This window comes from Acinetobacter sp. YH12106 (genome assembly GCF_013418995.1).
Taxonomy (GTDB): domain Bacteria; phylum Pseudomonadota; class Gammaproteobacteria; order Pseudomonadales; family Moraxellaceae; genus Acinetobacter; species Acinetobacter pseudolwoffii.
In genome coordinates this window covers 73,960-100,656 of the sequence record NZ_VPAV01000002.1, presented here as the reverse complement: position 1 = coordinate 100,656, position 26,697 = coordinate 73,960, and the positions used below count along the sequence as shown (strand labels likewise).

Here is a 26,697-nt window from a genome sequence, read left to right as displayed (position 1 = left end):
GGGACAATATCATTAAAATGCAATAAACAAGCATTAGACTCTAGCTTAAAATATAATCACATAGGTGTGATATGGAACAGCCCTGCACCTCAGCGTTATCGAAAAAAATGTCTGCACTTCAAAATATTAGCTTTGACTTAAAACAGTTGCGACAGCAAAAAACAAAAATGACCCTGCCTTTGGAAGAGTTGACTCGTCCTCGTCTCAAAATTGCCATAGTGACCGAAACATGGCCACCTGAAATTAATGGTGTAGCCCATTCACTGTTACAACTCTGCAAAGGGCTGAAAAAACAGGGGCATAAAATTTTATTGATTCGACCCGAGCAAAAAGGCATCTGTGCTGAATTTCAACCCTATCGGGAATGTTTGGTTAAAGCACAGCGTATTCCCAAATATTCAGGCTTACAGTTCGGTTGGCCGCAGTTTCTAAAAGTTCGCCATGCGGTAGAAGTCTTTGCACCCGATGTAGTGCATATCGTCACAGAAGGCCCATTAGGGCTTGCCGCGCAGCAAACTGCAAGATTCCTTAAAATTCCTGTATCGAGCGGTTTTCATTCACCATTTCAGGAATTTAGCCGTTTCTTTGATTTGGCATTCTTGGTTAAACCTATTCAGCATTATCTCAAATGGTTTCATAATCATACCGCAATTACCTGTGTACCGAGTCGTGAGACTGCCGAAGCACTCCGCAAATTTGGAGTGACGTGTCCACTGGTTGTGGTGGGGCGAGGGGTAGATACACAAGCCTTTTCACCTAAATGGCGTTCTGATTCCCTACGCCAGAGCTGGGGAGCTTCCAAAGAGACCCGTGTCATGTTGTATGTCGGGCGTTTATCGCCTGAAAAAGAAATACCAGTGGTGATTCAGGCATATTTCACATTGCGTCATATGCATTGTCAGGATGTGCGTCTGGTGGTGGTCGGAGATGGTCCAGACCGACAGCGCTTAGAGCAGTTGAATCATGATGCTTCGATTGTGTTTACCGGGAGTTTGCGTGGTCAACAGCTTGCTGAAGCCTATGCCAGTGCCGATGTGTTTTGCTTTGCGAGTCAGGTTGAAACCTTTGGCAATGTGGTATTGGAGGCGATGGCCAGTGGACTGCCGGTTATTGCTTATGATTATGCTTGTGCACATCTACATGTACAACACGACCGAACAGGCTGGCTCAGCTCACTGGGTCTGCAAGAAGATTTAACAGCCAATATCTTAAAGTTACCAGATTATCACACACTTAGAAGAATGGGTGTGTATGCTTCACACTGTGCACAGAAGGTCGGATGGCAACATCCTGTAGAGCAGTTTGAACAGGTTCTGTACTCAATCACAAGGCAAAATAAATGACCTAATTAAAACAAGAGCGGGAGCAACATGATGAAAATCCACAATGCCAAACTCAAATTTTTAGAAATAGATTTAAAAGGCTGTGTCTACCTCAATCATCTCTCCCACTCAAATCGAATCGCTGCTTTTTTTAAAATCATTAGCCGTTTGGGGGATGGCGTGTTTTGGTATGTGATGTGTTTTGCTGCATGGGGACTTCGTGGCTTGGAGTATGGGCTACAGATGCTCTATATCATTTTGGGCGGAACGTTCGGTACGCTGATTTATAAAATTCTCAAAACAAAAACTGTACGTCCAAGACCTTATCAGGTGCATCAGGTGATTCGACTGGGTGAGCGGCCGCTGGATCATTTTAGTTTTCCGTCTGGACATACCTTGCATGCGGTAATGGCAACCACGGTCTTGGGTTATGTTGCACCGCTATTATTGCTGTTGATGCTCCCTTTTACGCTGCTGGTGGCTTTATCGCGCATGATTCTGGGATTGCATTATCCAAGTGATGTCGCAGTTGGGGCAATGATCGGAGGCATGATGGCCGTGGTCATTGTGCTGAGCGCACCTTATCTCAATATTATGTTGTAAAAATAAGTGAAAACTGAGGCGAAAGCTCGCAGATTTTTATAAATTTGCTAAAGTACAGCATTAAAGCAAATATGGTGAGAAATAGAGATGGGTTTACGTTGGACTGATACCCTCGATATCGCGATTGAACTCTACGAAGCGCATCCAGATGTGGATCCGCAGTGGATTCGTTTTACTGATTTACACGCCTGGGTATGTGCCTTGCCTGAGTTTGCAGATGACCCGACTAAATCCACAGAAGGTCTGCTGGAAGCGATTCAAATGGCATGGATTGACGAAGCGCGTTAAGTGCCCGATTGAAAAAAGCATATTTTTACAGTGTAAAAGCAGAAAAGTGCGCATTATCTCGGTATAATGCGCCAAATTTTCATGTCAACAATTGACTTAAGGAGCCTATCATGGCTATCGAACGTACTTTATCTATCGTAAAACCAGACGCAGTTGCTAAAAACCACATCGGCGACATCTTTGCTCGTTTCGAGAAAGCTGGTCTTCAAATCGTTGCAACTAAAATGAAACACTTGACTCAAGCTGAAGCTGAAGGCTTCTACGCTGAGCACAAAGAACGTGGTTTCTTTGCTGATCTTGTTGCTTTCATGACTTCTGGTCCAGTGGTTGTTTCAGTTCTTGAAGGTGAAAACGCTGTTCTTGCTCACCGTGACATCCTTGGCGCGACGAATCCTAAAGAAGCTGCTCCTGGTACAATCCGTGCAGATTTCGCTGTAAGCATCGACGAAAATGCTGCTCACGGTTCTGACTCTGTAGCATCAGCTGACCGTGAAGTTAACTACTTCTTCGCTCAAACTGAGATTGCTCCACGTACTCGTTAATTCGCAGTATTCAAACCAGATAAGTGTTATTATACTTATCTGGTTTTTTTATTCTTTGAATAATTCTTTGCTCACATATTGAGCTTCTCCTTTGATCTTTAGACATGGTTTAGGTAATACACATGAGTACTGAAGTCGTCGCTGTATCTGCAGTTTCAGCTGCACAGCAACCATCTCCGTCCACTCCCACACAGCAGAATGCTGTGGAAAAAGTGAACCTACTCGGCATGTCTCGTCCGCAAATGGAGAAATTCTTTGAGGATATGGGGGAGAAGAAGTTTCGTGCCGGGCAGGTAATGAAATGGATTCACCAATTTTTCGTGACCGATTTTGCCGAGATGACCAATATCTCGGGCAAACTGCGTGAAAAACTGGAACGTATTTGTGAAATTAAAGCGCCCGAAGTGGTGCATAAAAATTATTCTAAAGACGGTACCCGGAAATGGGTCTTCCGTGTCGGTGATGGTGACGGCTCACTCGTCGAAACTGTGTTGATTCCTGCTGAACATCGTAGTGGCCTACGTCGTACCTTGTGTATTTCGTCTCAAGTGGGCTGCGCACTGGACTGTTCATTCTGTTCAACCGGTAAACAGGGTTTTCAGCGCGATTTAGATCAGTCAGAAATCATTGGTCAGTTGTGGGTGGCGAACTATTCCTATATGGAAGATGTGCCTGTGGCAGATCGTGAACGTTCAGTCACGAATGTGGTCATGATGGGCATGGGCGAACCACTGCTTAACTACGATGCCGTACTCAATTCCATGCGCATTATGCTCGACGACTTTGCTTATGGCATGTCGAAACGTCGCGTGACTTTATCGACATCAGGTGTGGTGCCGAAAATTGATCAAATGGTCAAAGACATTGATGTGGCACTGGCCATTTCATTGCACGCACCAAATGACGAACTACGTAATGAACTGGTGCCAATCAACAAGAAATATCCGTTAGAACAACTGATTGCGGCGTGTCAGCGTTATATTGCCAAAGATGGTAATGAAAGTTCACGTAAACACGTCACCATTGAATATGTGATGCTGGATGGTGTGAATGATCATCCTGAACATGCACAGCAAATGATTAAGCTGCTGAAGAACTTGCCGAGCAAGATTAATTTGATTCCATTCAACCCTTTCCCGCACGCGCCTTATGGGCGTTCAAGCCGTAACCGCATTATTTCTTTCCAAAAAACTTTGTCTGATGCCGGTTTTGTGTGTACGATTCGTCAGACACGCGGTGATGATATTGATGCGGCGTGTGGACAGCTTGTAGGTCAAGTGGCTGATCGTACCCGTCGTGCGGAACAGTGGAAAAAGAAAATTGCGCAGTCAAATGAGATTATGCGTTCACAAGGATAATAAGAGGTCGCCAGTTGAGAAATCTAACATCTAAAATTGCTTTGATTTCAACAGTATGTGTGTCTTTAGCTTTGGTTGCATGTCAAACGCCAGATTTAGGTCAGAAAGATCCTGAAAAAGCCACCAAAGTCCGTACCCAATTGGCGGCAGAATATTTAAGAACAGGTGACCTAGATGCAGCCAAACGTGCGCTGGATCAGGCACTCGAAACGACTCCGCGTGATTCGCAAGCGAATATGATGATGGGCGTGCTATTGCAACAGGAAGGTAGTCAGCTCAATCTTGAGAAAGCAGATGCTTATTTCAAGCGTGCAATTTCGGCAGATCCGAAAAATGCACAGGCACGCAACAACTATGGCACGTATTTATATCAGCTAGAACGCTATAATGATGCGATCGAGCAGTTTAACATTGCCGGTGCAACTTTAGGTTATGATCAGCGTTTCCGTGCGCTGGAAAATATGGGACGTATTTACCTGAAAATGGGCGATGTGGTGAATGCTGAAAAATCATTCAAACAGGCGCTTCAGGCGAATCGCGATTCATATATATCAATGTTAGAGTTGTCAGAAATTTTTTATTTAAACCAGCAGTTCCCGGCAGCGACACAACTGTATCAACAGTTTGCGCGTGGTGTGGGACAGAAAAATCAGGGTGCCCGTGCGCTCTGGGTTGGCATTCGCACTGCGCGTGCCAGTGGTGATCAGTTGGGGATGCAGGTATTGGTGAACCAGTTACGTGCATTGTTTCCTGAAAGCCAGGAATACCAACGTTATTTGCAATTACAGTACAGTACTGAGGCCGTATGGAAGTAAATCCTAATTCACCTTCGAATCATTCGAGCGTAGCTCCAAATGCGTTAGGAAATATTCAACGTCCGGGCGAGTACTTGCGCCAGATTCGTCTCAATCAGCAACGTGATCTGGAAAATGTGGCCAAAGAGCTGAATATTCCGGTCAAAACCCTGACTGCACTTGAGCAGGATGAATATAAGTCTTTGCCTGAGGCGACTTTTATCAAAGGCTATTACCGGATCTATGCCAAACTTTTGGGTGTAGATGCGTCGACTATTATTCAGCGTTTTGATGAAATTTATACCAATGATACGGGTTTGTTGCCCAATCATGCGCTGAATAATTCCCCCATCAAAATTATGGGGAAATTGCCAGGTTCCAAGCGTGACCGTAACCGTAAATGGTTAAAGCGCATTTTTATTACGCTGGTCTTGCTGCTAATTTTGGGCGCACTGTTTGCCATGGTTCAGAACTGGTCGAGCAGTAGTTCGCAAAATAGCAGTGAAGTTTCTGGAGTCGGTGCTTCCAATATCGAGATTCTGAATCTGGATGCAGGCGCCGCACTGTCTGGCGACCAGCTAAAACTCGATTTTAACCGTCCGACCTCTGTGCATATCGTCGATTCAGCCGGTAACGTTTTAGCGACTGGCCGTCAGGCATCGAGTTTGCAACTCAATGGTGAAGCGCCATTCCAGATTCGTCTTGATGATGCGGCAGCTGTATCGCTCAGTTTGAATAATGAAAATATTTCATTGTCACCTTATACCGTAAACGGAAAAGCAGAATTCCGTTTGTCACCTTAACAGATCAAGAGTAGAGCAAAACCATGATCGTAAATCCAATTAAACGTCGTCCAACACGTAAAATTCGTGTCGGTTCAGTTTATGTGGGTGGTGATGCACCAATCAGTATCCAGTCTATGACCAATACTGAAACCTGTGATGTGGCAGCCACGGTTGCACAGATCCAGCGCTGTGTCGATGCCGGTGCAGACATCATGCGGGTTTCTGTGCCTACGATGGAAGCGGCGGCAGCCTTTGGTGAAATTCGTAAGCAGGTGAATGTGCCTTTGGTGGCGGATATTCACTTCGACTATAAAATTGCTTTGGCAGTTGCGGACTTCGGTGCAGACTGTTTGCGGATTAACCCGGGCAATATCGGCTCAGAAGCCAAGATTCGTGAAGTGGTGGCAGCAGCACGTCATAATGATATTTCAATGCGGATTGGTGTCAATGCCGGTTCACTCGAAAAAGACATTCAAAAGAAATATGGCGAGCCGACAGGCGCAGCATTGCTTGAATCTGCGATGCGTCATATCGACATTTTAGACCGTCTGGATTTTCAGGAATTTAAAATTTCAGTTAAAGCATCCAATGTGTTCCTGACCATGGATGCGTACCGTTTGCTGTCACAGCAAATTGATAATCCGCTGCATTTGGGTGTAACCGAAGCCGGTATTTACCGTACAGGTTCGGTTAAATCTGCAATCGCTCTGGGTGGTTTGCTGATGGAAGGCATTGGCGATACCATGCGTATTTCGCTTGCTGCCGAGCCTGAAGAAGAAATTAAAATCGGTTTTGATATTCTAAAATCGCTGGGTCTGCGTTCTAACGGCATTAATTTTATTGCCTGCCCAAGCTGTTCACGTCAGGAATTTAATGTGATTTCAGTGATGCAACAACTGGAAGAGCGTCTGGAAGATATCCGTACCCCGATGGATGTCTCGGTGATTGGCTGTAAAGTAAATGGGCCGGGCGAGGCTAAAGAAGCCGATATCGGTGTCGTAGGTGCAGCGCCACGTTCACTGGTGTATCGTAATGGTGAAAAGAGCCATCTAATTGATACCAATCAACTGGTTGATGAGATCGAAAATATGGTTCGTCAACGTGTTACCGAGCTTGAAGAAGCTAAATCTAAAGAAATTATTCGTACAAGTTTTTCTGAGTAGATCATGAGTTCAATCGTCGCAATCAAAGGTTTTAATGACATTCTCCCAACGCAAAGCCCAGCTTGGAGACGTCTTGAACAACATCTGTCGGGTTTGATGGATGCTTATGGCTATCAACAAATCCGTTTGCCTATCGTTGAACAGACCAATCTGTTCAAACGTTCGATCGGTGATGCCACCGATATCGTTGAAAAAGAAATGTATACCTTTCTGGACAAAGGTAATCCGCCTGAGTCTCTGACACTACGCCCTGAAGGAACTGCAGGCTGTGTACGTGCCATGCTGGAGCATAATCTGCTTCGTGGTGCAACTCCTCGCGTCTGGTATATCGGGCCAATGTTCCGTTATGAAAAACCACAGAAAGGCCGTTACCGTCAGTTCCACCAGTTTGGTGTAGAAACCTTTGGTGTGGCGACTCCGGACATGGATGCAGAGCTGATTTTGATGACTGCCCGTCTGTGGAAACGTATGGGCGTAGCGGACAAGGTTCAACTTGAATTAAATACTTTAGGCGAATCGGATGAACGTGCAGCCTATCGTGCAGCCTTGGTTGAATTTTTAGAGTCACATAAAGCAGATTTAGACGAAGATTCTCAGCGCCGTCTGACCACAAATCCACTGCGTATTCTGGATTCTAAAGATGCCAAAACCCAAAGCATCCTAGAAAATGCACCGAAACTGCATGACTTTATGGGTGAAGAAACTCTGGCGCATTTTGTCCAGTTACAACAGTACCTGACTGATGCCGGCGTGAGTTTTGTGATCAACCAAAAACTGGTACGTGGCTTAGACTACTACAACAAAACTGTGTTTGAATGGACCACAACACATTTAGGTTCACAAGGAACCGTGTGTGCCGGTGGCCGTTATGACGGTCTTGTTGGTCAATTGAAGGGCAAGCCTGATCAGTCTGTACCTGCGGTTGGTTTTGCCATGGGTATCGAACGTTTATTGCTTCTGCTTGAACAGGTTGAAGACAATACACCAACGCGTGATTGTGAAGTATTCCTGGTGGCTGAACCGGCTTCTCAAGGTCAAGCCTTGGTCATTGCTGAACAGATCCGTGATCAGCTTGAAGCAGCGGGGAGTCAGGTGCGTTTGAAAGTGGGCTCTCAAGGTTCAATGAAGTCGCAAATGAAAAAGGCCGATCAGGCCGGTGCTTTGTTTGCTGCGATTTTAGGTGAGCGTGAACTTGAAGCGCAGACTTTTACGGTGAAAGAACTGGCAACCGCAGAGCAATCGAATGTGCCATTTACGGACTTCGTTGCATTTTTTAGTGCTAAAATTTCTTTAAAATAATCGATAAAACATCAGGAAAAGGGTAGTCTCATGAGCGCAGTGGGTGATGAACAGTTTGAAAGCTTAAAATCCTTTACGAAGAAATATGGTTCTTCGATCATTACAGGGATTTTGATTGCGCTGATTGCCTTTTTTGGATGGGAATATTGGCAGAAGAAAAACCTGGCAGAGTCGCAAATGCACACTGCCAAGGTTCAGCAGTTGATGGATGATGCACAGGCGACGCAGGGCGATGCCTTTGCCAAGCTGTCTGAAACTGCGGACAAAATTGTCAAAGAAGCACCAGATTCAGCTCAGGCCATTCAGACTCAGCTGGTCATGGCGAAACTGGCCTATGACAAAGAAGATTATGCTGCGGCTGAGAAAGCGCTACAAAAAGTTGAAAACTCGACACTAGACGATAAAGGTCTGGTTCAGGTGGTCAAACTTCGTCTGGCTTATGCGCAACTGGCACAGAAAAAATATGATGCTGCATTGAAAACTTTAGAAGCAGTGACTGAACCTGCGTTTAAAGCAACTGCCGATGAAGCACGTGGCGATATCTATGTTGCCAAAAATGATATTGAAAATGCGAAAAAAGTATATCAAAGTGCATGGGATGCCTTGATTGAACGTAAAGAAGAACGTCAGATTTTACAAATTAAGCTCGAAAGCGTAGGCGTGTTGGTCGATGATCCAGAAATCGAACGCCCAATTATAGAAACACAAGCGGAAGAAGCTGTATGAATAGAAAATACAAAATTACCTGTGCCTTGACTGTTTTAACGCTTGCACTGGCTGGCTGTGCAGGTAAAACAAATAAAGTTCCAGAAGTAAAACCGAACCCACTTCCAAAACTGACCCAAGCCAAAACACTGGTTCCTGTATTTTCCACCAGTGTATCTGCGACAGATGCTGCCGATCCATTGCGTTTACGTCTGGATGCAGACAATGGTGTGGTTTTTGCGATTGATCCAAAAGGTGAGGTGTCTGCATTTAAGGGCAAACAGCGTCTTTGGCAGAAAAAAGTCAGCAAAGATAATCTAAGTTCTGGCGTTGAAGCGGCCGAGGGTCTGGTTGTTGTCGGTAGCCAGAAGGGCCAACTGTTTGCACTCGATCAGCAAACCGGTGAGCAAAAATGGACTGCACAATTGACGGGTGCTTTACTGGCGCCTTCACTGATTCATGCAGGTCGTGTGATTAGTGTGAGCAATGACGGTATGGTCTATGCGCATGAAGTGGCAAGCGGTGCACAAGTTTGGACTTATAACCTGCCTAATGTACAATTCAGCCTGCGTGGTATGGCGGCTCCTGTGCCATTAGATGCGCGTAATGTGCTGATTGCATCTTCAAATGCGTATATTTATGCACTGGATGCCTTAAGTGGCGTACCAAAGTTACAGCGTCGTGTCGCCGTGTCGGATGGCCGTTCTGATATTCAGCGTCTGGTCGATATCGACGGTGAGCCGGTCGTTGCAGGCCAGTTTGTGGTGACGACCAGTTATCAAGGTCAGGTGACTGTACTGGACTTGGCTTCACAGCAAGTCATCTGGAGTGAAGATGCCAGCAGCATCCAGCGTCCAGAAGTTGTCGGAAATGGCGTATTCGTGGCGCAAACTGATGGCAAAATTAAAGCTTTTGAGATTAGCTCGGGTCAACCGCTTTGGGAAAATGATCAATTGCTGAATCGTCAGCTCAGTAATCCAGTGATGTTAGGCACGGATTTGGTGGTCGGTGATCTGGATGGTGTGTTGCACCTGATTGACCCGCGTACCGGACAAATTACTGGTCGTTCGAAAACCTCTGGTGAAGTGCGTAACTTACGCGTGATCGACAACCAGCTTTATGTTTCTACACGCAAGGGCGCATTAAGCATTTGGCAGAACCGTTAATTTTAACGAGCCTTATGTTAAACTAGCCGCAACCGTATTTTTGTGAACGCGGGGTGATTGAAAAATCAATGCCCCGTGTTTTTATTTAGGGTATTTTTCCCCTTATATCTTCCTATACTTTCTGATGTTCAGGCCACTTTGACTGCCTGATTATTGAATAAAGGTTACTCTATGAAACCCGTAATTGCGCTCATTGGTCGTCCGAACGTCGGAAAATCAACTCTGTTCAATCAGATTACCAAGAGCCGTGACGCATTGGTGGCAGACTTTGCTGGTCTGACACGCGACCGTAAATATGGCGATGCAACCTATCAAAATAAATCTTTCATTGTGGTTGATACCGGTGGTATTGGTGAAAATGAAGGCGGTATTGACTCGTATATGGCAGAGCAATCTAAAACTGCCATTCATGAAGCCGATATTATCATTTTTGTGGTCGACGCGCGTGCCGGACTGCTGGCTTCCGATGAGCAGATTGCGCGTGAACTGCGTACTTTAGGTAAAAAGGTCTTTCTGGCGGCCAATAAAGTCGATGGCGTACATGCTGAAGCTGCCTTGGTTGAATTCTACAAACTGGGCATGGGCGAGCCGCTACAAGTTGCTGCCAGCCATGGTCGTGGTGTTCAGCAAATGCTGGAAGACGTGCTTGCCGATGTACCGGAAGATGAAAACCCGGAAGAGCATGATAAAAACACTGGTCTGCGTTTAGCGATTATTGGTCGTCCAAACGTGGGTAAATCTACGCTGGTGAACCGTTTGCTCGGCGAAGAGCGTGTGGTGGCATTTGACCAGCCGGGTACAACACGTGACTCGATTTATATTCCATTCGAGCGTGATGGCCGTCAATATACCCTGATTGATACTGCAGGGGTGCGTCGTAAAGGTAAAGTGGATGAAATGATTGAGAAATTCTCGATTGTTAAAACTTTACAGGCGATGAAAGATGCCAACGTGATTGTGGTTGTGGTCGATGCACGTGATGGTATTGTAGAGCAAGATTTGCATCTGATTGGCTATGCGCTTGAAGCGGGTCGTGCCATGGTCATTGCTGTCAACAAATGGGATAACATGACTGAATATGATCGCAAGCAATGTAAGCTCGATGTAGAGCGTCGCTTCGATTTCATTCCATGGGCAAAAGTGCATTTGATTTCTGCATTGCATGGAACGGGTGTGGGTGAGCTTTATCCTTCGATTCACCGTGCCTATGATTCATCTCGTTTGAAAGTATCACCGGCAAAAATCACCCAGATTTTAAATGATGCAACAGATGCCCACCAACCGCCTATGGTTCAGGGTCGTCGTATTAAAATGCGTTATGCGCATATGGGCGGACAGAATCCACCAACCATCGTGATCCATGGTAACAAGGTCGATAAAACCCCTGCGGATTACCGTCGTTATCTTGAAAACGTATTCCGTAAAGTATACAAGCTTGAAGGTACGCCGATTAAAATCGAGTTTAAAACCTCTGAAAACCCGTTTGAAGGGCGTAAGACGGTGATGGATGAGCGTATTGCAGCGCGTAAACGTCGTTATGTACAGAAGTTCAAGAAAGCCGAGAAGAAATTTAAACGTTAATTTCTTTTTTTAGTTTTCGATAAAAAGCCTGCTGATGCAGGCTTTTTATCGGCTACATTTAGATAGTGCATTTTTTTGCTTTTTGATAAATACGGATATTTTCAAGATTAGCTAAAGCAACATCTGCATCGGCTTGAGAAGCGGCTAAATTATTTTGATTATTATTGCCAGAAAAGGCATTCGTAATTTCACTTGCACGTGCAACTGTTTGTGATTGACCTGCAAAAGCAGACAATGCACCACTTGCAATACCAGCTAATTTTGAAACAGGATTATTGGCTTGAGCATTTGCCTGGTTTTGTGCATTTTGACTGGCTTCTAGAGTGCGTTCAAAGCTGCGTGCTTCTACCGCTAAATCAGTACAATCTAAACCTTTTAAGTATGCGGTTGAGTAGACGCTATTATTCTGCTGTGAAGCATTATTATAGTTAAAAGCATATGTGCGGTCTGCTCGTGCCACAGCAGCATTCGCCTGTGCACGGCTACGCTCCATATTAGCTTCGGCCTGATCCATAATCGCGCCATTTTTTGCTCCCATCACCGCTGTTGCAGCTTCTAACCAAGAGGCGGCCTGTATTGAAAATGATGATACTGCAAGAGTGGTGCTGAGTATGATTTGTTTAAACATGTGACCCTCTGTTTTTGTATGTGTGAAATTGTAATTGAATTGTAACTAATGTTTGTATAAATTTTAAATGACATTTAATAACAGTATTTTAATTTTAATTTTTTAAATAATTTTAATAAGCATTGATTTTTGTGTGGGAGATTAACAGATGCTTGAACAATACTTAGGATTAGATAATGCGACGTCAGATACAGCTATCTAGGAAATTTTATGTTAGAAATAAGCTTTGTAATAAGCCTGTAGGCATTTAATATTGAAACGAAATATCAATATTCATTGGACTCCTCTAGAGCCTTTATTGGCAAATTTGATCCAAAATAATCGTAAAGACTATATTCAACAGCGTAAAAATATTATTTATGCCCATCGTAACCAATTGCTTTCAGATCAACTTAATTATCTTATCCAGTCTTCAGATTTTAGCATTACTGAATTCGGCAAACCCTATCTCCACACTCATCCAGACTTCAACTTTAACCATAGCCATAGTCAAAATTTCTATGCTCTGGCAACGAGCAATAATGTCCAAAATTTGGGAATTGATATTGAAGAGCTGAGCCGTAAGGTTCGATTTGAAGCCATGGCACAACATGCCTTTCATCCTGAAGAGCTTAAACAGTGGCAGGCACTGGACTATGATTCCGAATACTGGTTTAAGGTCTGGACCACCAAGGAAGCTGTATTAAAGGCCTCAGGACTGGGCATACGCATCAACCTGAATGAGTTAAATACCCAGATTCATCCAGATCAGAATGGTGGAAGATGTGAACATCCAGAGATCGGCGTCTATGCCTATCAAAATTATAATATGGCAGGATGTATGCTCACCGTGGCCTGGCAAAGTGAGCATTCATGCAAGGGTTTCAGATTTCCGCTAATCCAGATTCACCAATCTGTTTAAAGCAGCAGAGTAGAAATAGACTCTATTGTCTGGCAATCAACAGGTTGCTGATTCGGTTCACAAACTGTGGACTCATACGTGATAGATGAAATAAAAATTTACTTTTTAATCCAACCGGATGGTGCGTAGCGTGCCAGATAGAGTCTTTAAGCTGTACCAGTTTCAGAATATCTTGTGCGACATCCTCTGCTTTCAAATGTACGCCCATTTTTTTAATACTTTCTGCCTGCATATCTTTCACCATGGCTGTACCGACGAAAAGTGGCATCACATCAAGCACCCGAATCCCATAGGGTTGCCATTCAATATCCAGACTTTCAGTCAGACCGCGCACGGCAAATTTACTGGTCGCATAAGAGGCTAAATCGGCCTGTCCATAAATGGCGGATGCCGAAGATAAATTAATGACACGAGCAAATGAAGATTCTTTTAAATAAGAGAAAGTGGCATGACAACCATTGAGGAGGCCTTTAACATTAATATCCAGCGTGCGATGATGCGCTGCAATTGTGGTGTCTTCAAAAGGCCCTGAATATAAAATTCCGGCATTATTCACCAGAATGTTGATTTCACCGGCCCAGGCTGAAAACTCCGCCAAAGCTGTTTCCCAGGAAGCATAGTCTGCCACATCCAGAAAGCCTGCTTTGGCATGTTCGCCCAGTTGCTGAGCCAGCTGTTCGGCCTGTACCACATTGATATCATAAATACCGACTTTATAGCCGTGCTGGTAAAATAGCATGGCTGTCGCTGCGCCAATTCCTTGTGCTGCCCCACTAATCAATATACTGTGCATGTGCTTGATCTCCTTATTGTCTTTTTTTCTTGAGCATAACAAGAAACAGGCAGATTGACGCGACTATTTGGTAAAGAAGAGGTTTTAAAAGTGGAACAATTGCTTAATATCATGCGTGAATTACGTGAAAAATGTCCATGGGATCAGCAGCAGACTCCCGAATCTCTGACCCAATATGCGATTGAAGAAGCTTATGAAGTAGAAGCTGCGGTACGTTCTGGAAATGTTGACGAGATTCGCGATGAACTGGGCGATCTGCTGTTACAGGTGGTGTTCCAGTCGCAAATGTACAGCGAGCAGGGCGCTTTTGATTTTCAGGATGTGGTGCAGGTCATTAGCGACAAGCTTATCCGCCGTCATCCGCATGTATTTCAGGCTGAACAGTTTGTAAAATTGAGCCCGGAAGATGTCTCTCAGCTCTGGCAAGAAATTAAACAGCAAGAAAAGCAGGGCAAGCCACGTTCCCGTTTAGATGAAATCAAGCATGCACCGGCCTTGGTACAGGCAGATGAAATCCAGAAAAATGTCGCAAAAATCGGCTTTGATTTTCCCGATGTCACTGGGGCATATGACAAAGTAGAAGAAGAGCTGGCCGAGTTAAAAGAAGCTTTGGCAAGCCAGAATTCCGATGAAATACAGGAAGAATTTGGTGACTGCTTATTTTCTCTGGTCAATGTTGGCCGTAAACTTGGAATCTCGAGTGAAATGGCATTATTAGGCACGATCCATAAGTTTCGTACTCGATTTGCCTTGATGGAACATCAGGCGGAAAAACAACAACTCAATATAGACCGCTTGTCACTGGCTGAATTGGATCAGCTCTGGGAACAGGCCAAATTAGAATTAAAACAAAGAGCGGCGCATGAACAAACAACAACATCGAACAGGTCCGGCGTGGATTAATCTTCTTTTGGGTTTATGGCTAGGCTATATTGCTATTGGAACTACACATGCAACTGCGACCGATTATATGGAATGGAAGACCAGACAACAGCAACATGATGCGCGGCTCAAACAACAGAATGCATCGACTAAAGCAGATCACTATCTGGCAAAACCGCCACTTTCGGTACAAGCGACGGGTGATAGAATTAGTTTAAACAGTGCAAATATTGAACAATTGCAACAGTTGCATGGTGTGGGACAAAAGAAAGCCCAAGCCATTGTCGAGTACCGGCAGAAAAATGGGAAATTTAAAAGCATTGAAGATATTCAGCTGGTCAAAGGCATTGGGCCGGCATTATTTGTCAAAAACAAGGCCAGACTCGCGTTGTGAATAGACGGAATTGATGCTGAATACAAAATCAATCTGAGCGGCAGGATTGACATAATCAAATTGCCCTTTAGTCGTGTAAGCGATATGATTAGCGTCATCTTGGAATTTTACGTTCAGACGTAGGAGACAGCGTCTTTTGCAAACTTTGCGCGCGTCAAAATGTGGTTTATCAACCGCTCAATTACCTTCTTATATTCTCGATGTGATTGATGCCTTAAATAAGGCAGGCTATGAAGCTTATATCGTGGGTGGTGGTGTTCGAGATCTGATGTTAGGTTTGAATCCTAAAGATTTCGATGCAGTCACCAATGCAACCCCGGCTCAGGTCAAGGAAGTATTCGGACGACGTTGTCGAATTATCGGACGGCGTTTTGAACTGGCGCATGTCTATTCAGGGCGGGAACTGGTCGAAGTGGCCACCTTCCGTGCACCTCCAAAAAAAGCAGTCACCTCGGCCGCGGGGATGATTCTGCGTGATAATAACTGGGGCAGCATCGAGCAGGATTTTGCCCGTCGCGACTTCTCGATCAATGCAATGTATTACCAGCCGCGTAAAGCGATTGTGCTGGATTTCTGCAATGCTGTAGATGATATTCACAGCAAAACTTTACGTTTGCTCGGTGATCCGGCCTTAAGATTTGAAGAAGATCCGGTGCGGATGTTACGTACTTTACGTTTTGCTGCCAAGCTGAATTTCAGTATTGATGAAGCCATTCTGGATATTTTCACGCCGGAAATGACCCAGCTGCTGCGTGATGTCTCTCCGCATCGACTCTATGATGAATCACAAAAGTTATTCACCATGGGGCATCTGAATCGTGTGTTGCCCATGCTGATTGATTTCGGAATCTGGCATCAGCTGTTCGCCGATATCAAAGCTGAAATCACGCCGTTTATGGAGCGTGCCGCGAAAAATACCGATCAGCGTATTTCGATTGGCAAGACCATCAATCCTGCATTTTTCTACGCGGTACTGTTATGGCAGCCATTCCTCGAGCGTTGTGAGTTTTATCTGAATAAAGGCGTGGTCGCAGCAGAAGCACGTGCCCAAGCGGGTCTGGATGTTTTGAAACGTCAGGCAACCCGAACCATTATTCCTCGCTTCGCCGAGACTTTCATTCGTGAAGTCTGGGAAATGCAGACCCGTTTACTGAATCCAAAACCGCAACAAATTGAGGCCTTGTCTAGTCATGCGCGTTTCCGTGCCGGATTTGACTTTTTGCTGTTGCGCGAAAAATCAGGCGATGCAACGGCGCAAGGCATGGGCAGTTGGTGGGATGCTTACCAGCAAATGAGCGGTGATGAGAAAGAACGGGCGATTAGCCAGTATAACCGTCAGCGTGCCAAGAGCCGTCGTAAGGCGAGTCAAGAAGAACATCTGGAACAGAAACTGACCCAGCAGCAAGATCTTGCCGAGATTGAGCCTTTAGTCAATGAACCTGAACCACGTAACCGCCGGGTGCGTAAAGCCAAGTTTGAAGACAAGGCGAAAACCCTGTCACATGTGGCAGCCAGTGCCAGTGGTGAAATTGGCGCAGATCATCCGATTATGAAACGTAAGCGGGTGCAACGTGATTTAAGCCAGGTGGTGTTTGGGCCAACACAATGATCGTGACGTATATTGGCCTGGGTAGTAACTTGGGCGATTCACGCCAGATTTTGGCAGAAGCTGTACAGAAACTGGCGACATTGGGTCAGGTAAAAACCTCGCATCTGTATCAAAGTCCACCGATGGGGCCACAGGATCAGCCAAATTATCTGAATGCTGTGGTGCAGTTGAATACTAATCTGGCAGCTTTAAGCTTGCTGGATTATTTGCAAGCCTTCGAGCAGGAAGCCGGTCGGGTACGTTTGCGTCATTGGGGCGAGCGTACGCTGGATCTGGACTTGCTGATCTACGGAGATGAACAGATACAGAGTCAACGCCTGACTGTACCGCATGTCGGCGTGTTAGAGCGTGACTTCGTACTCATTCCGTTGCTGGACATTGATGCTGAAATACAGGTTCATGCTACATCCTTAAAAGACCTGGACATCGTCAAGCAATCGACCTTAACGGTACTCGATGACACAAACTGGGCAAATATTTAATTTTTGAGTTATGGGTATGTTCGCGAGAACTTCAATCATAGAGGAACATCTTCATGGTCAGTCTGAGTGACTTAAGACGCTTCAAAGCAGATGGACGCAAATTTTCATGTCTGACTTGCTATGATGCCAGCATGGCCAAAGCCATGGAAATTGCAGAAGTAGACAGTATTCTGATTGGCGACTCTTTGGGAATGTCAATTCAGGGCCGCGATTCGACTTTACCAGTGACTGTTGCAGATATGGCCTATCATACCGCTGCGGTACGCCGTGGTAACCAGCATGCCTTTATCATGACTGACTTGCCGTTTATGAGTTATGCTACCTTAAATGATGCCTTGCAAAGTTCCAAAACCGTGATGCAGGCCGGTGCGCAAATGGTGAAAATGGAAGGCGGTGCATGGCTGGCAGAAACCGTGCAGGTGCTGACCCGTAACGGTATTCCAGTCTGTGTGCACTTGGGATTAACGCCACAATCGGTACATGTCTTTGGCGGTTATAAGCTGCAAGCTCGTACCCGTGAAGCAGCGGATCAACTGATTGCAGACTGTAAAGCAGTGGTTGATGCAGGTGCTGCACTGTTACTGCTGGAATGTGTACCGGCACAATTGGGTCAGGAAATCACGGAACTGTTTCCACAAATTCCGGTGATTGGCATTGGTGCAGGCGCAGCCACTGATGGTCAGGTCTTGGTAGTACAAGACATGCTGGGTTTAACCTTTGGCCATACTGCAAAATTTGTCCGTAATTTTATGCAGGAACAATCGGGTGCTACTGCCATTCTGGATGCTTTTAAAGCTTACCATGCTGCAGTTTTGGATGGATCTTTCCCGGCACCCGCACAAACTTTTCAGGTTGAATTGTAAGATGAAAACAGAAACCACCATTCAGGGACTCGCGGCCTCACTTAATCCGGCACGTGCCAACCGCAAGATTATTGGTTTTGTGCCCACCATGGGCAATCTGCATCAGGGTCATTTAAATCTGGTACGTGAAGCGCGTAAGCTGTGTGATGTGGTGGTGGTCAGTATCTTTGTCAATCCGATCCAGTTTGGACCCAATGAAGATTTTGATAACTACCCGCGTACGCTGGAGCAGGACCAGCAGCTTTTGGCAGACGTCGGTTGTGATATCGTCTTCGCGCCAACGGTTGAGCAAATGTATGGCAAAAAACCGCGTCTGACCAATATCAGTGTCTCTGACATTACTGATGACTTGTGTGGTTTGCAGCGCCCCGGCCATTTTGATGGTGTGGCGGTGGTGGTGACCAAATTGTTTAACATTGTTCAGCCAAACTATGCTTTCTTTGGGCAAAAAGATTATCAGCAGTTGGCAGTGATTCGCCAGTTTGTACAAGACCTGAATATTCCATTAGAAGTGATTGGTGTGCCGATTGCGCGTGCAGAAGATGGTTTAGCCTTAAGTTCTCGAAATGGTTACCTAAGCCAAGAGCATCGTGCAATCGCACCGGTCATTTATCAAAGCTTACAAAAGGCTGAACAGCAGCTCCATGCTGCGATTGAACTGGATACGGTATTGGCCGAGCTTCGCCAGACTTTAACAGATGTCGGGTTTGTCGTAGACTATGTTGAAGCACGAACGCCAGAATTACAAAAAATTCATACGTTTAATCAAGATGTTGTGTTATTTGTAGCTGCAAAGATAGGTAATACACGTCTGATCGATAACCTGCAGGTCAAATACACTGCCGGATAGAATGAAAGGGTAGCATGTATGAAGCGCATTTTAATTGTCACGGGACAATCTGGTTCAGGTAAATCATCTGCATTGCAGGTGCTTGAGGATCTGGGTTATTACTGTATTGATAATCTGCCTTTGGCATTGCTTCCCGAAATCGTAGCGAAACTGCACAGTGAGAACAATCTGGAACAGTTGGCCTTGGGTGTCGATGTACGCAGTACCCGTGCCGATTTGCAAGAATTTGATCATGTCTTTGAACAGCTGCAACAGCATGGCTCGGTCGATATTATCTATCTGACCACGCAGGATCAGGAACTGATTGCGCGCTTTAGTGCCTCGCGTCGGCCGCATCCTCTAGCTTCGCGCTTTAAGAGTCTGAACGAGTGCATTCAGGAAGAAAAAATCCTGCTAATGCCCATCCAGCTGCGTTCTACCGTGCACATCGATACTACAGATAAAAGCGTGCATGACCTGAAACATACCTTATTGACCAAGTTGGGACAGACCGATAACCTGATCCTGATTTTGCAGTCTTTTGGTTATAAGCATGGCATTCCACTGGATGCCGATTATGTCTTTGATGTCCGGCATTTGCCGAATCCGCATTGGGAACTGGAATTACGCAAATTTTCAGGACTCGATCAACCGGTGCAGGAGTTTTTGCAAAAGAGCGATCAGGTCGAGGATATGTTTAATGATATTTATCATTTTCTGGACAAATGGTTGCCAACCTTTTCTGAAGGGCATCGTCATTATATGACTGTGTCGGTTGGCTGTACCGGTGGTCAGCATCGTTCTGTTTACATTGTGGATAGACTAAAAAAAGCCCTTGAGGCAAAATGGTCTATTCAAGTCCTCCATCGAGAAATGAAGCACTGGTCATGATTGATACCACTGTTGACGTAATTAATAAACTGGGTTTACATGCACGCGCATCTGGTAAACTTATAGAAGTGACTACCAAATTTCGTTCCAGTATCCAGATTGGAAAAACGGACAAACTGGTAGATGCAAAAAATATCATGTCCTTGCTGATGCTCGGTGCGGGCAAAGGAACAACTTTACGCTTGGTGATTGAAGGAGCGGATGAGGACAAAGCCTTATCTGAAATTCAGGCACTATTTGCAGCAAAATTTTATGAGGCAGATTAATCGTGGCACGTCGACCGAACAGTTTAACTGAAGAAGATTTTGATTCTTTAGAGGGACGCGCAAGTAAAACCGAACAGAAAAAAGCAGTCCAGCGTATGGCGGCTTTGGGTGCACAGCTGGCTGAGTTGAGTGCTAAACAAATTAAAAACTTGCCTGTTGAAGAGCGTTTGATTGAAGCATTGCTCGATGTACAGGAATTTACCTCACATGAAGCACGTCGCCGTCAATTTTCACGTATTGGTAAATTACTGCGCAATGAAAATGAAACGGTGATTTTATCTTATTTAACACCAAAACAAGGTCTTAAAAAGACAGCCCAATTACAGCGTTGGGTCGATCGAATTGTCAAAGATGGTGACCCGGCCATTAATGAATTTACCAAAACCTATAATGCCACAGAACGTCATACCTTGCGTCAGCATTATCTTCGCGTACATCGTGATTTAAAGAATCAGGCACCTGAAGCAGAGGTCAGTGCGTCTAAGTTAAAGTTATTTAACTATGTACAGCAAGTGGCGTTAATTTCAGACAATTAATTCTTCGTTAAAAAGCGGTCTTTTTAGGCTGCTTTTTTTTGTCTTTACCTTAAGTGCACTGTTCCTTGTGTAAAAAATACCCTGAATTGGATTCATTCTTCCTCAGCATGAAATTTCCATTTTTAATGTAAGCTTGAGTGATAAAAAATCACAAAATTTTCGCAATTAATTTGTTAAAGACTGTAATTTCTTTACAATTCAAAGGCTATCTTTCAGACAGTTTTTTTGAGACTTTAAGTTGAGACTCAAGATCATTGTTAAGTATTTTTTAAAAATAAAAAATGAATTTTGAGCGTTATTAGAGAGTGAAGCCAATCTAATTTATTTTTTTAAACGAAATTTAAATCTATATAGTTGAAAAACCATTAACTTTTATTTAAAAGGGGATAAAAATCGATGCTGAGTATTTTTTGGTCAAGAGTATGTTAAAGTAAATACAAATAAACATGCTTAATTTTAGCTTAGATATTGAGTTTCAAATACTTAAGCAGACTTTTTTTGAAGATTAAATTTTCAAGTTATTCTTAATTAATTAAATATCAGTGCCTTGCGGTTATGAGTGTATTTGGATAGAAACAGATTAACAAATCCTTTAACCTATAGGTGAGTTTTCAGCGTTCAGTAAATATAGAATCTTTGTTATTGATTGTATAAATTTGGTCGGCAGTGTTTTCTATATTCCATACATATTCAGAGAGGCAGACATGGAACTAAAACTGCTAGAGGTCGGTCAGAATACGGAGCTTTTAAGCTCATGTCGTATATCTCTCATTTTAGGCGTCTATACCTCCAATAATTTACTAGACACCTTCTGTAAGGTTGCCGGTAAAGTCCTAGGCGTTAAAACCAGTATTATTGGATTCCATATGGAGCCGTATATCTGGTACAGCTGTCCGCACGGTTTTCGGGCCTTGCATGCTCCGCAGGAAATTGCCATCCCTACATATCTGCAACAGGCAGATGTCATCGACCAGACTCATCCTGCTTATGCAGAATTGTCGAATTATGTGAAAGAGCTGGGTGTGGTGCATCACCGACTGGTCGCATTTAATTTAAAAGCGAATGCTGGTCAGCCGCTAGGTCAGGTGATTTTTTTTGATGATCAAACTGACATGTTTGATCAGGATGATATTGAGACCGTTAAGCAATTTGCTGAAAGTTTAGTAATTCGAATCCAACTCAATGAAGAACATACTGAGCTGAAAGAACTATACGAACAGCAATGTGCACAAAACTTTAGTACAACCAAATTTTTTCAGATCATCGCACATGATCTGCGTGCGCCATTTCATGGACTGCTGGGCTTTTCCGAAGTTCTGGCGCAGGAACGTGATACCTTGGATGAGTCCAGTATTCAGAGTATCGCGGATTATTTATATGATAATGCACAATCGACTTATAACCTGCTGGAAAGCTTGCTGACCTGGGCCATGGCCGAGGGCGGACGCTTTGTATATCATCCGATTAATTATGAACTCAAGCAATCCAGTAAAATTGTCTGCAGTGTATTGCACAGTCTGGCGTTGAATAAAAAAATTGAATTAATCGACAATATTCCCGAAGACATTAAAGTCCATGCGGATATCAATATGATTACTTCAGTGATGCAGAATCTGGTCTCCAATGCGCTGAAATTCACTCCGGTTAATCAAGGCGGTAAAGTCATTTTAGAGGCAGAAATGGACGGTGAGCAGGTTAAAATCACCATTCAGGATACCGGTCTGGGCATGACTGAAGAGCAGATACAGAATCTGTTCAAGCCGACGTTGATGGTGAGTGTTCGAGGTACTGCTGAAGAGAAAGGTGCTGGTTTAGGTTTGGTATTGTGCAAGCGCTTTATTGATCTGAATCATGGTCAAATCGCGGTGGATTCTAAAGAAGGTCGAGGTACGACCTTTACGGTGCGTTTGCCAATGGTCACCAATGATCATCAGGCACTGGTGCTTGAAGATCTGCATGCTGAGAAATCCTAAAAGTTGACATCCTCACCTCCCTGAAACGGAGGTGATTCCTACTGCTAGACGCTTATGCCCAAGCGCAAGTATGTTCTTCGCTGCATTTTCATCCCTGTTATTGGAACTTCCGCATTCACATTCCCATACTCTTATTCGCAAATCTGCTCTACCTTTCGGACTGCTAGAAGTGATCTCACCACAGCACGAACAGATTTGGGTTGTGAATCTCTCACTTACTTCTCCAAAAATTGCCCCTGCGTTCTCGCATTTATACTTGAGCATTGTTTTGAATGCTGAAAAACCTGTATCTAAAACAGATTTTGCCATTTTAGTTTTTACAAGTTTACCCGCACTCAGATCGCCAATAACAATCAGTGCATTTTCTCTCACAAGCATGGTGCTTGCCTTATGCAAATGATCTTTACGACAATTAGCAATTTTAGCGTGTAATGCACGTACACGTTTTTTATTCTTGGCTCGTTGAGCAATACCTAATTTCTGTTCATATTTCCGATAGAACTTAGGATTTGAAATTACAGTACCATCAGAACAGGTGGCAACGTCTTTTAAACCTAGATCAATACCAATCGCTTTAGTTGCAGTAGGTTTATTTTGCTTAGATGAATCCACTACAAGGCATACATACCACCGTCCACGACTATCCTCAACGAATGAGCCTGTTCTCACGCTGTATTTACTTAATCCGTAACTATCCCATAACTTGAATTGATGCTTGCCGTACTGAACATATCCATCAGCGTATTTGATTGCTACTTTCTTGAAAGGAATCCAACCAAGTGATCTTCTCGCTGACTTCTTATTGCTCACACACCATTTCAGCTTTGCTTTCTTGAACTGTTTTCTTCGAGTGATTAATTCTTCTGTAACAGCCTGAATGGTTTGGCTATGTAGATTGCATTCTTTCGATGCGCCTTTGGTGTATTTGGCAACATCATAGGCTGATAGAAATTCACCTTTTCTTTTTAGATGTTTAAACCCTAAATCATTGACATAATTCCAGACAAAGTTCACCTCAGATGCTAATTGGTCTAGCACCTTGCAATGTTTGTCTTTTATGCGTAATTTAAGTGTTTTCATGTGGTTATATTAACAATTTTTTCTCTATACCCTATGTTGGGCAATTCTTAAAACGACATTTTATGTCGTGTCGCTTATATCTCTGCTCTGAAGGACAGAGTTTGACGCTTCATTTGATAAATTTCAAACTAAAACCCTCCCCCTGAGACAAAACTCCTGCTATAACTAGGCAGAACGTTTCGGGGGAAGAGTTGAGTGATGAATGCGGCACAATTGCAAAAAACCTTAAGAGCAAGCCAATATGCTGAACAGGTATTGGCCAATCACCAGAGCCTCCTGGAACAGGATTATGCAATTGACCAGTTTCAGGCTGCACTCAGTCGGGAATATATTGATCAGCTGGTGCAGCACTGTATCCTGAATATTATAGATGAAGCCGCCTGGATGCGCGCCATGCGTATTCTGCGGGCCCGCCTGATGTTTCGCTGGATCTGGCAGGATGCCAATCAACTGACCGATGTCATCACCCTCACCCGAGAACTCTCCGATTTTGCTGATGCTTGTATTTGTGCAGCCAAAGATTTTGCCCGTATGCCGATTGCTGCCAAGTATGGCCAGCCGATTGCTTATAACGGAAAAGTTCAGGATCTTATTGTTATCGCTATGGGTAAACTCGGCGCGCAAGAACTTAATCTTTCCAGTGATATTGACCTGATTTTTGCCTTCGATGAGCAGGGTGAAACCGATGGGCGCAAATGTATCGATGTGCAGCAGTTTTGCATCCTGTGGGGACAAAAACTGATTCACCTGCTGGATCAGATCACGGCGGATGGTTTTGTGTTTCGGGTCGATATGCGCCTGCGTCCTTGGGGTGATGGTTCAGCCCTGGCCATTAGTCATGTGGCCTTAGAAAAATACTTAAGTCAGCATGGCCGGGAATGGGAGCGCTACGCCTGGATCAAGGCGCGTGTTGTCAATCCAAGTCCGGAAGGTGATGCCCTGCTTGACATGACCCGTCCTTTCGTCTTTCGTAAATACGTGGATTACAGTGCTTTTGAAGCCATGCGCGAAATGAAAACCATGATCGAGCGTGAAGTCCAGCGGCGTAATATTGAAGATGATATCAAGCTCGGTGCTGGCGGTATTCGCGAAGTTGAATTTATCGTGCAGGTCTTTCAGCTGATTTATGGTGGAGCCAAACTTGAATTGCAGGATCGCCAATGTCTGGTCAATCTGAACCATCTCGATGATGCTGAACTCTTGGATGAACAGGCAGTCCAAGATCTGGAAGATGCCTATCTGTTCCTGCGCCGGGTGGAACATGCGATTCAGGCCTTAAACGATCAACAAACCCAATCTTTACCGACTGAGCCTGATTTACGTCAGCGAATGGTAGAGACCTTAGGTTTTGCAGACTGGTCAGATTTTATGACTGTCCTGAACCAGAAGCGAGCCAAAGTCATTTATCAGTTTGAGCATCTGATTAAGGAAAATGAACCGGAAACCCAGGTCGAAAGTTTTGTCCAGCTGGAAAAGAAGCTCAATGATGTTCTGGATGATGCCGCCAAGAATCTGGTTCATGAATTCTGGCATGGTCATGCATTGAAAAAGCTACCAGCCAAGGCGATTCAACGTTTAAAAACCTTTTGGCCTTATCTGATTGAAGCGATTCTGGAGTCTGCCAAGCCGCAAATGGCGTTGTTGCGTCTCATGCCTCTGGTTGAGTCGGTGATGCGCCGTACTGTCTATCTGGTCATGCTGATTGAAAGTAAAGGCGCACTGCAACGACTGGTGAAAATGGCCACGGTGAGTCCCTGGATTTGTGAAGAACTCTCGCAATATCCGGTATTGCTGGATGAGTTTCTGTCGATGGATTTTGAGTTGCCGAAACGACAGGATCTGGAAGATTCTTTACGCCAGCAATTACTCCGTATTGAGATTGATCAGGTTGAAGATCAGATGCGGGTATTGCGCCTGTTTAAAAAATCCAATGTCTTGGCCGTCGCAGCCAGTGATGTTCTGGCTGAAAGTCCTTTGATGAAAGTTTCTGATGCCTTAACCGATATTGCTGAAGTATCTGTCAATGCAGCTCTGCATTTGGCCTATCAGATGGTGGCCAAAAGGCATGGTTTTCCCCTCGATGCCGAAGGCAATCGCTGTTCAATCGAGCATACTGCCTTTGCGGTCATTGGTTATGGCAAGGTCGGTGGCATTGAATTGGGTTATGGCTCGGACTTGGATTTAGTGTTTATTCATTTTATGGGAGAACAGGCCGATACAGATGGACTCAAGCCGATTAGTGGTTTTGAGTTTGCCATGCGCGTGGCACAAAAATTCATGTCATTGATGACCACGCAAACCCTGGATGGGCGGGTCTATGAGGTCGATACCCGTTTACGTCCCTCTGGTGAAGCAGGACTCTTGGTCACCAGTCTGAAAGCCTTTGAGCAATATCAGCTTAAGAGTGCCTGGTTATGGGAGCATCAAGCCTTGGTGCGCGCGCGTCCAATTGCAGGTGAGTTAAGCCTAAGACAAAAATTTGAAATCTTACGCCGTAATATTTTGATTCAGCCTCGTGATGAAAATTATGTGCGGGCAGAAGTGCTGAAAATGCGTCAGAAAATGAAGGATCATCTGGGCTCCTCCAAAGCGCAGAAAAAAGATGGAATTTTTCATTTAAAACAAGATACAGGTGGTATCGTAGACATCGAATTTATGGCACAGTATGCGGTGTTGGCCTGGAGTGGGACGAATAAAGATCTCGCCCATTTCTCCGACAATGTAAGAATTCTTGAGGATACCGCAAAATCAGGTTGCTTATCCAGCGACGATGCGACTGCTCTGATTCAAGCTTATCTCAGTGAACGCGCCGAGAGCCACCGCTTAGCCCTTGCAAATCAATCCATGCAAGTGTCTGCAAGCGACTGGCACGATACCCGAATGACCGTTTGCAAGTTATGGCAAAGACTAATTGATCCAAGTGCAAGCTTTGCGCTGGATAGTGAATAATTGTGAAAAATTGGA

Annotated in this window: 27 protein-coding genes; 24 read left to right on the top strand and 3 right to left on the bottom strand. The window is 44.5% G+C overall.

The window, feature by feature from the left end:
- Positions 1-71 precede the first annotated feature (71 nt).
- The 12 genes from FTU45_RS02880 (at position 72) to der (ending at position 11,606) form a co-directional block, all read left to right on the top strand.
- On the top strand, positions 72-1,343 hold the full coding sequence (locus FTU45_RS02880; protein ID WP_180075893.1) for a glycosyltransferase family 1 protein: 1,272 nt from the start codon (positions 72-74) through the stop codon (positions 1,341-1,343).
- Positions 1,344-1,373: 30 nt separating this feature from the next.
- A complete protein-coding gene (locus FTU45_RS02875; RefSeq protein WP_005095663.1) occupies positions 1,374-1,925 on the top strand; it encodes a phosphatase PAP2 family protein in 552 nt (183 codons plus the stop codon).
- Between the two features lie 87 nt (positions 1,926-2,012).
- Positions 2,013-2,213: a Fe-S cluster assembly protein IscX gene (iscX, locus tag FTU45_RS02870; RefSeq protein ID WP_005172695.1), complete on the top strand. Its 201-nt coding sequence runs from the start codon at positions 2,013-2,015 to the stop codon at positions 2,211-2,213.
- Between the two features lie 110 nt (positions 2,214-2,323).
- Positions 2,324-2,755: a nucleoside-diphosphate kinase gene (gene ndk / locus FTU45_RS02865; RefSeq protein ID WP_004647460.1), complete on the top strand. Its 432-nt coding sequence runs from the start codon at positions 2,324-2,326 to the stop codon at positions 2,753-2,755.
- A gap of 122 nt (positions 2,756-2,877) precedes the next feature.
- Positions 2,878-4,113 (top strand): 23S rRNA (adenine(2503)-C(2))-methyltransferase RlmN, encoded by a 1,236-nt coding sequence (gene rlmN, locus FTU45_RS02860; RefSeq protein ID WP_005095669.1) that lies wholly within the window; start codon positions 2,878-2,880, stop codon positions 4,111-4,113.
- Positions 4,114-4,127: 14 nt separating this feature from the next.
- Positions 4,128-4,928: a type IV pilus biogenesis/stability protein PilW gene (gene pilW / locus FTU45_RS02855; protein ID WP_005172689.1), complete on the top strand. Its 801-nt coding sequence runs from the start codon at positions 4,128-4,130 to the stop codon at positions 4,926-4,928.
- Positions 4,919-5,710, top strand: coding sequence for a DUF4115 domain-containing protein (locus tag FTU45_RS02850; RefSeq protein WP_180001544.1), 792 nt, complete (start codon positions 4,919-4,921; stop codon positions 5,708-5,710). Before pilW ends, FTU45_RS02850 begins: the two co-directional genes overlap by 10 nt.
- Positions 5,711-5,733: 23 nt before the next feature.
- Positions 5,734-6,855, top strand: coding sequence for a flavodoxin-dependent (E)-4-hydroxy-3-methylbut-2-enyl-diphosphate synthase (gene ispG, locus FTU45_RS02845; protein ID WP_005172685.1), 1,122 nt, complete (start codon positions 5,734-5,736; stop codon positions 6,853-6,855).
- A 3-nt stretch (positions 6,856-6,858) separates the two neighbouring features.
- On the top strand, positions 6,859-8,154 hold the full coding sequence (hisS, locus tag FTU45_RS02840; protein ID WP_180075892.1) for a histidine--tRNA ligase: 1,296 nt from the start codon (positions 6,859-6,861) through the stop codon (positions 8,152-8,154).
- Positions 8,155-8,184: 30 nt separating this feature from the next.
- On the top strand, positions 8,185-8,880 hold the full coding sequence (locus tag FTU45_RS02835) for a tetratricopeptide repeat protein (RefSeq protein WP_180075891.1): 696 nt from the start codon (positions 8,185-8,187) through the stop codon (positions 8,878-8,880).
- The gene (bamB, locus tag FTU45_RS02830) at positions 8,877-10,025 is read left to right on the top strand and encodes an outer membrane protein assembly factor BamB (protein ID WP_005095682.1); all 1,149 of its coding nucleotides are present in this window, start codon (positions 8,877-8,879) and stop codon (positions 10,023-10,025) included. The genes FTU45_RS02835 and bamB overlap by 4 nt, the downstream gene beginning before the upstream one ends.
- A gap of 171 nt (positions 10,026-10,196) precedes the next feature.
- Entirely contained in the window at positions 10,197-11,606 is a 1,410-nt protein-coding gene (der, locus tag FTU45_RS02825) for a ribosome biogenesis GTPase Der (protein ID WP_005095683.1), read from the top strand.
- A gap of 58 nt (positions 11,607-11,664) precedes the next feature.
- Here der and FTU45_RS02820 read toward each other — a convergent pair whose 3' ends face one another.
- Positions 11,665-12,234 (bottom strand): hypothetical protein, encoded by a 570-nt coding sequence (locus tag FTU45_RS02820; RefSeq protein WP_005095685.1) that lies wholly within the window; start codon positions 12,232-12,234, stop codon positions 11,665-11,667.
- A gap of 307 nt (positions 12,235-12,541) precedes the next feature.
- On the opposite strand from FTU45_RS02820, the gene FTU45_RS02815 reads away from it, so the two are divergent.
- Positions 12,542-13,135: a 4'-phosphopantetheinyl transferase superfamily protein gene (locus tag FTU45_RS02815; protein WP_370982283.1), complete on the top strand. Its 594-nt coding sequence runs from the start codon at positions 12,542-12,544 to the stop codon at positions 13,133-13,135.
- 22 nt (positions 13,136-13,157) lie between these two features.
- Here the strand turns inward: FTU45_RS02815 and FTU45_RS02810 are convergent, their stop codons facing one another.
- Positions 13,158-13,928: an SDR family oxidoreductase gene (locus FTU45_RS02810; RefSeq protein ID WP_180075890.1), complete on the bottom strand. Its 771-nt coding sequence runs from the start codon at positions 13,926-13,928 to the stop codon at positions 13,158-13,160.
- A gap of 90 nt (positions 13,929-14,018) precedes the next feature.
- Between FTU45_RS02810 and mazG the strand changes: the two genes are divergently transcribed.
- From mazG to FTU45_RS02760, 10 genes are all read left to right on the top strand, one after another.
- A complete protein-coding gene (mazG, locus tag FTU45_RS02805; RefSeq protein WP_180075889.1) occupies positions 14,019-14,831 on the top strand; it encodes a nucleoside triphosphate pyrophosphohydrolase in 813 nt (270 codons plus the stop codon).
- Positions 14,791-15,204, top strand: a complete 414-nt coding sequence (locus FTU45_RS02800) for a ComEA family DNA-binding protein (protein WP_180075888.1) — start codon at positions 14,791-14,793, stop codon at positions 15,202-15,204. The genes mazG and FTU45_RS02800 overlap by 41 nt, the downstream gene beginning before the upstream one ends.
- Before the next feature lie 136 nt (positions 15,205-15,340).
- A complete protein-coding gene (pcnB, locus tag FTU45_RS02795) occupies positions 15,341-16,813 on the top strand; it encodes a polynucleotide adenylyltransferase PcnB (protein ID WP_180075887.1) in 1,473 nt (490 codons plus the stop codon).
- On the top strand, positions 16,810-17,295 hold the full coding sequence (gene folK / locus FTU45_RS02790; protein WP_180075886.1) for a 2-amino-4-hydroxy-6-hydroxymethyldihydropteridine diphosphokinase: 486 nt from the start codon (positions 16,810-16,812) through the stop codon (positions 17,293-17,295). The genes pcnB and folK overlap by 4 nt, the downstream gene beginning before the upstream one ends.
- 53 nt (positions 17,296-17,348) lie before the next feature.
- On the top strand, positions 17,349-18,158 hold the full coding sequence (panB, locus tag FTU45_RS02785) for a 3-methyl-2-oxobutanoate hydroxymethyltransferase (RefSeq protein WP_074384037.1): 810 nt from the start codon (positions 17,349-17,351) through the stop codon (positions 18,156-18,158).
- Between the two features lies 1 nt (position 18,159).
- Positions 18,160-19,008 carry a pantoate--beta-alanine ligase gene (gene panC / locus FTU45_RS02780; protein WP_100329221.1) on the top strand — a complete coding sequence of 283 codons (849 nt, stop codon included), beginning with the start codon at positions 18,160-18,162 and terminating at the stop codon, positions 19,006-19,008.
- 18 nt (positions 19,009-19,026) lie between these two features.
- A complete protein-coding gene (gene rapZ, locus FTU45_RS02775; RefSeq protein ID WP_179999045.1) occupies positions 19,027-19,878 on the top strand; it encodes an RNase adapter RapZ in 852 nt (283 codons plus the stop codon).
- Positions 19,875-20,144, top strand: coding sequence for an HPr family phosphocarrier protein (locus FTU45_RS02770; protein ID WP_034608740.1), 270 nt, complete (start codon positions 19,875-19,877; stop codon positions 20,142-20,144). The genes rapZ and FTU45_RS02770 overlap by 4 nt, the downstream gene beginning before the upstream one ends.
- A gap of 2 nt (positions 20,145-20,146) precedes the next feature.
- Entirely contained in the window at positions 20,147-20,680 is a 534-nt protein-coding gene (gene yjgA, locus FTU45_RS02765; RefSeq protein ID WP_074384040.1) for a ribosome biogenesis factor YjgA, read from the top strand.
- A 704-nt stretch (positions 20,681-21,384) separates the two neighbouring features.
- Positions 21,385-22,653, top strand: coding sequence for a sensor histidine kinase KdpD (locus FTU45_RS02760; protein ID WP_180075885.1), 1,269 nt, complete (start codon positions 21,385-21,387; stop codon positions 22,651-22,653).
- A 12-nt stretch (positions 22,654-22,665) separates the two neighbouring features.
- Here the strand turns inward: FTU45_RS02760 and FTU45_RS02755 are convergent, their stop codons facing one another.
- Entirely contained in the window at positions 22,666-23,733 is a 1,068-nt protein-coding gene (locus FTU45_RS02755; RefSeq protein ID WP_180075884.1) for an RNA-guided endonuclease TnpB family protein, read from the bottom strand.
- Between the two features lie 198 nt (positions 23,734-23,931).
- On the opposite strand from FTU45_RS02755, the gene glnE reads away from it, so the two are divergent.
- A complete protein-coding gene (glnE, locus tag FTU45_RS02750) occupies positions 23,932-26,682 on the top strand; it encodes a bifunctional [glutamate--ammonia ligase]-adenylyl-L-tyrosine phosphorylase/[glutamate--ammonia-ligase] adenylyltransferase (RefSeq protein WP_180075883.1) in 2,751 nt (916 codons plus the stop codon).
- Positions 26,683-26,697: the final 15 nt, after the last annotated feature.

What these genes read in the sequence shown, in the direction of transcription:
- der (WP_005095683.1), top strand. Translation starts at nt 10,197, where the DNA reads ATGAAACCCGTAATTGCGCTCATTGGTCGTCCGAACGTCGGAAAATCA.
- ispG (WP_005172685.1), top strand. Translation starts at nt 5,734, where the DNA reads ATGATCGTAAATCCAATTAAACGTCGTCCAACACGTAAAATTCGTGTC.
- rapZ (WP_179999045.1), top strand. Translation starts at nt 19,027, where the DNA reads ATGAAGCGCATTTTAATTGTCACGGGACAATCTGGTTCAGGTAAATCA.
- folK (WP_180075886.1), top strand. Translation starts at nt 16,810, where the DNA reads ATGATCGTGACGTATATTGGCCTGGGTAGTAACTTGGGCGATTCACGC.
- bamB (WP_005095682.1), top strand. Translation starts at nt 8,877, where the DNA reads ATGAATAGAAAATACAAAATTACCTGTGCCTTGACTGTTTTAACGCTT.
- FTU45_RS02835 (WP_180075891.1), top strand. Translation starts at nt 8,185, where the DNA reads ATGAGCGCAGTGGGTGATGAACAGTTTGAAAGCTTAAAATCCTTTACG.
- FTU45_RS02875 (WP_005095663.1), top strand. Translation starts at nt 1,374, where the DNA reads ATGAAAATCCACAATGCCAAACTCAAATTTTTAGAAATAGATTTAAAA.
- glnE (WP_180075883.1), top strand. Translation starts at nt 23,932, where the DNA reads ATGAATGCGGCACAATTGCAAAAAACCTTAAGAGCAAGCCAATATGCT.
- FTU45_RS02770 (WP_034608740.1), top strand. Translation starts at nt 19,875, where the DNA reads ATGATTGATACCACTGTTGACGTAATTAATAAACTGGGTTTACATGCA.
- FTU45_RS02755 (WP_180075884.1), bottom strand. Translation starts at nt 23,733, where the DNA reads ATGAAAACACTTAAATTACGCATAAAAGACAAACATTGCAAGGTGCTA.
- hisS (WP_180075892.1), top strand. Translation starts at nt 6,859, where the DNA reads ATGAGTTCAATCGTCGCAATCAAAGGTTTTAATGACATTCTCCCAACG.
- panC (WP_100329221.1), top strand. Translation starts at nt 18,160, where the DNA reads ATGAAAACAGAAACCACCATTCAGGGACTCGCGGCCTCACTTAATCCG.
- rlmN (WP_005095669.1), top strand. Translation starts at nt 2,878, where the DNA reads ATGAGTACTGAAGTCGTCGCTGTATCTGCAGTTTCAGCTGCACAGCAA.
- iscX (WP_005172695.1), top strand. Translation starts at nt 2,013, where the DNA reads ATGGGTTTACGTTGGACTGATACCCTCGATATCGCGATTGAACTCTAC.
- FTU45_RS02850 (WP_180001544.1), top strand. Translation starts at nt 4,919, where the DNA reads ATGGAAGTAAATCCTAATTCACCTTCGAATCATTCGAGCGTAGCTCCA.
- FTU45_RS02760 (WP_180075885.1), top strand. Translation starts at nt 21,385, where the DNA reads ATGGAACTAAAACTGCTAGAGGTCGGTCAGAATACGGAGCTTTTAAGC.
- FTU45_RS02800 (WP_180075888.1), top strand. Translation starts at nt 14,791, where the DNA reads ATGAACAAACAACAACATCGAACAGGTCCGGCGTGGATTAATCTTCTT.
- FTU45_RS02810 (WP_180075890.1), bottom strand. Translation starts at nt 13,928, where the DNA reads ATGCACAGTATATTGATTAGTGGGGCAGCACAAGGAATTGGCGCAGCG.
- FTU45_RS02880 (WP_180075893.1), top strand. Translation starts at nt 72, where the DNA reads ATGGAACAGCCCTGCACCTCAGCGTTATCGAAAAAAATGTCTGCACTT.
- FTU45_RS02820 (WP_005095685.1), bottom strand. Translation starts at nt 12,234, where the DNA reads ATGTTTAAACAAATCATACTCAGCACCACTCTTGCAGTATCATCATTT.
- ndk (WP_004647460.1), top strand. Translation starts at nt 2,324, where the DNA reads ATGGCTATCGAACGTACTTTATCTATCGTAAAACCAGACGCAGTTGCT.
- panB (WP_074384037.1), top strand. Translation starts at nt 17,349, where the DNA reads ATGGTCAGTCTGAGTGACTTAAGACGCTTCAAAGCAGATGGACGCAAA.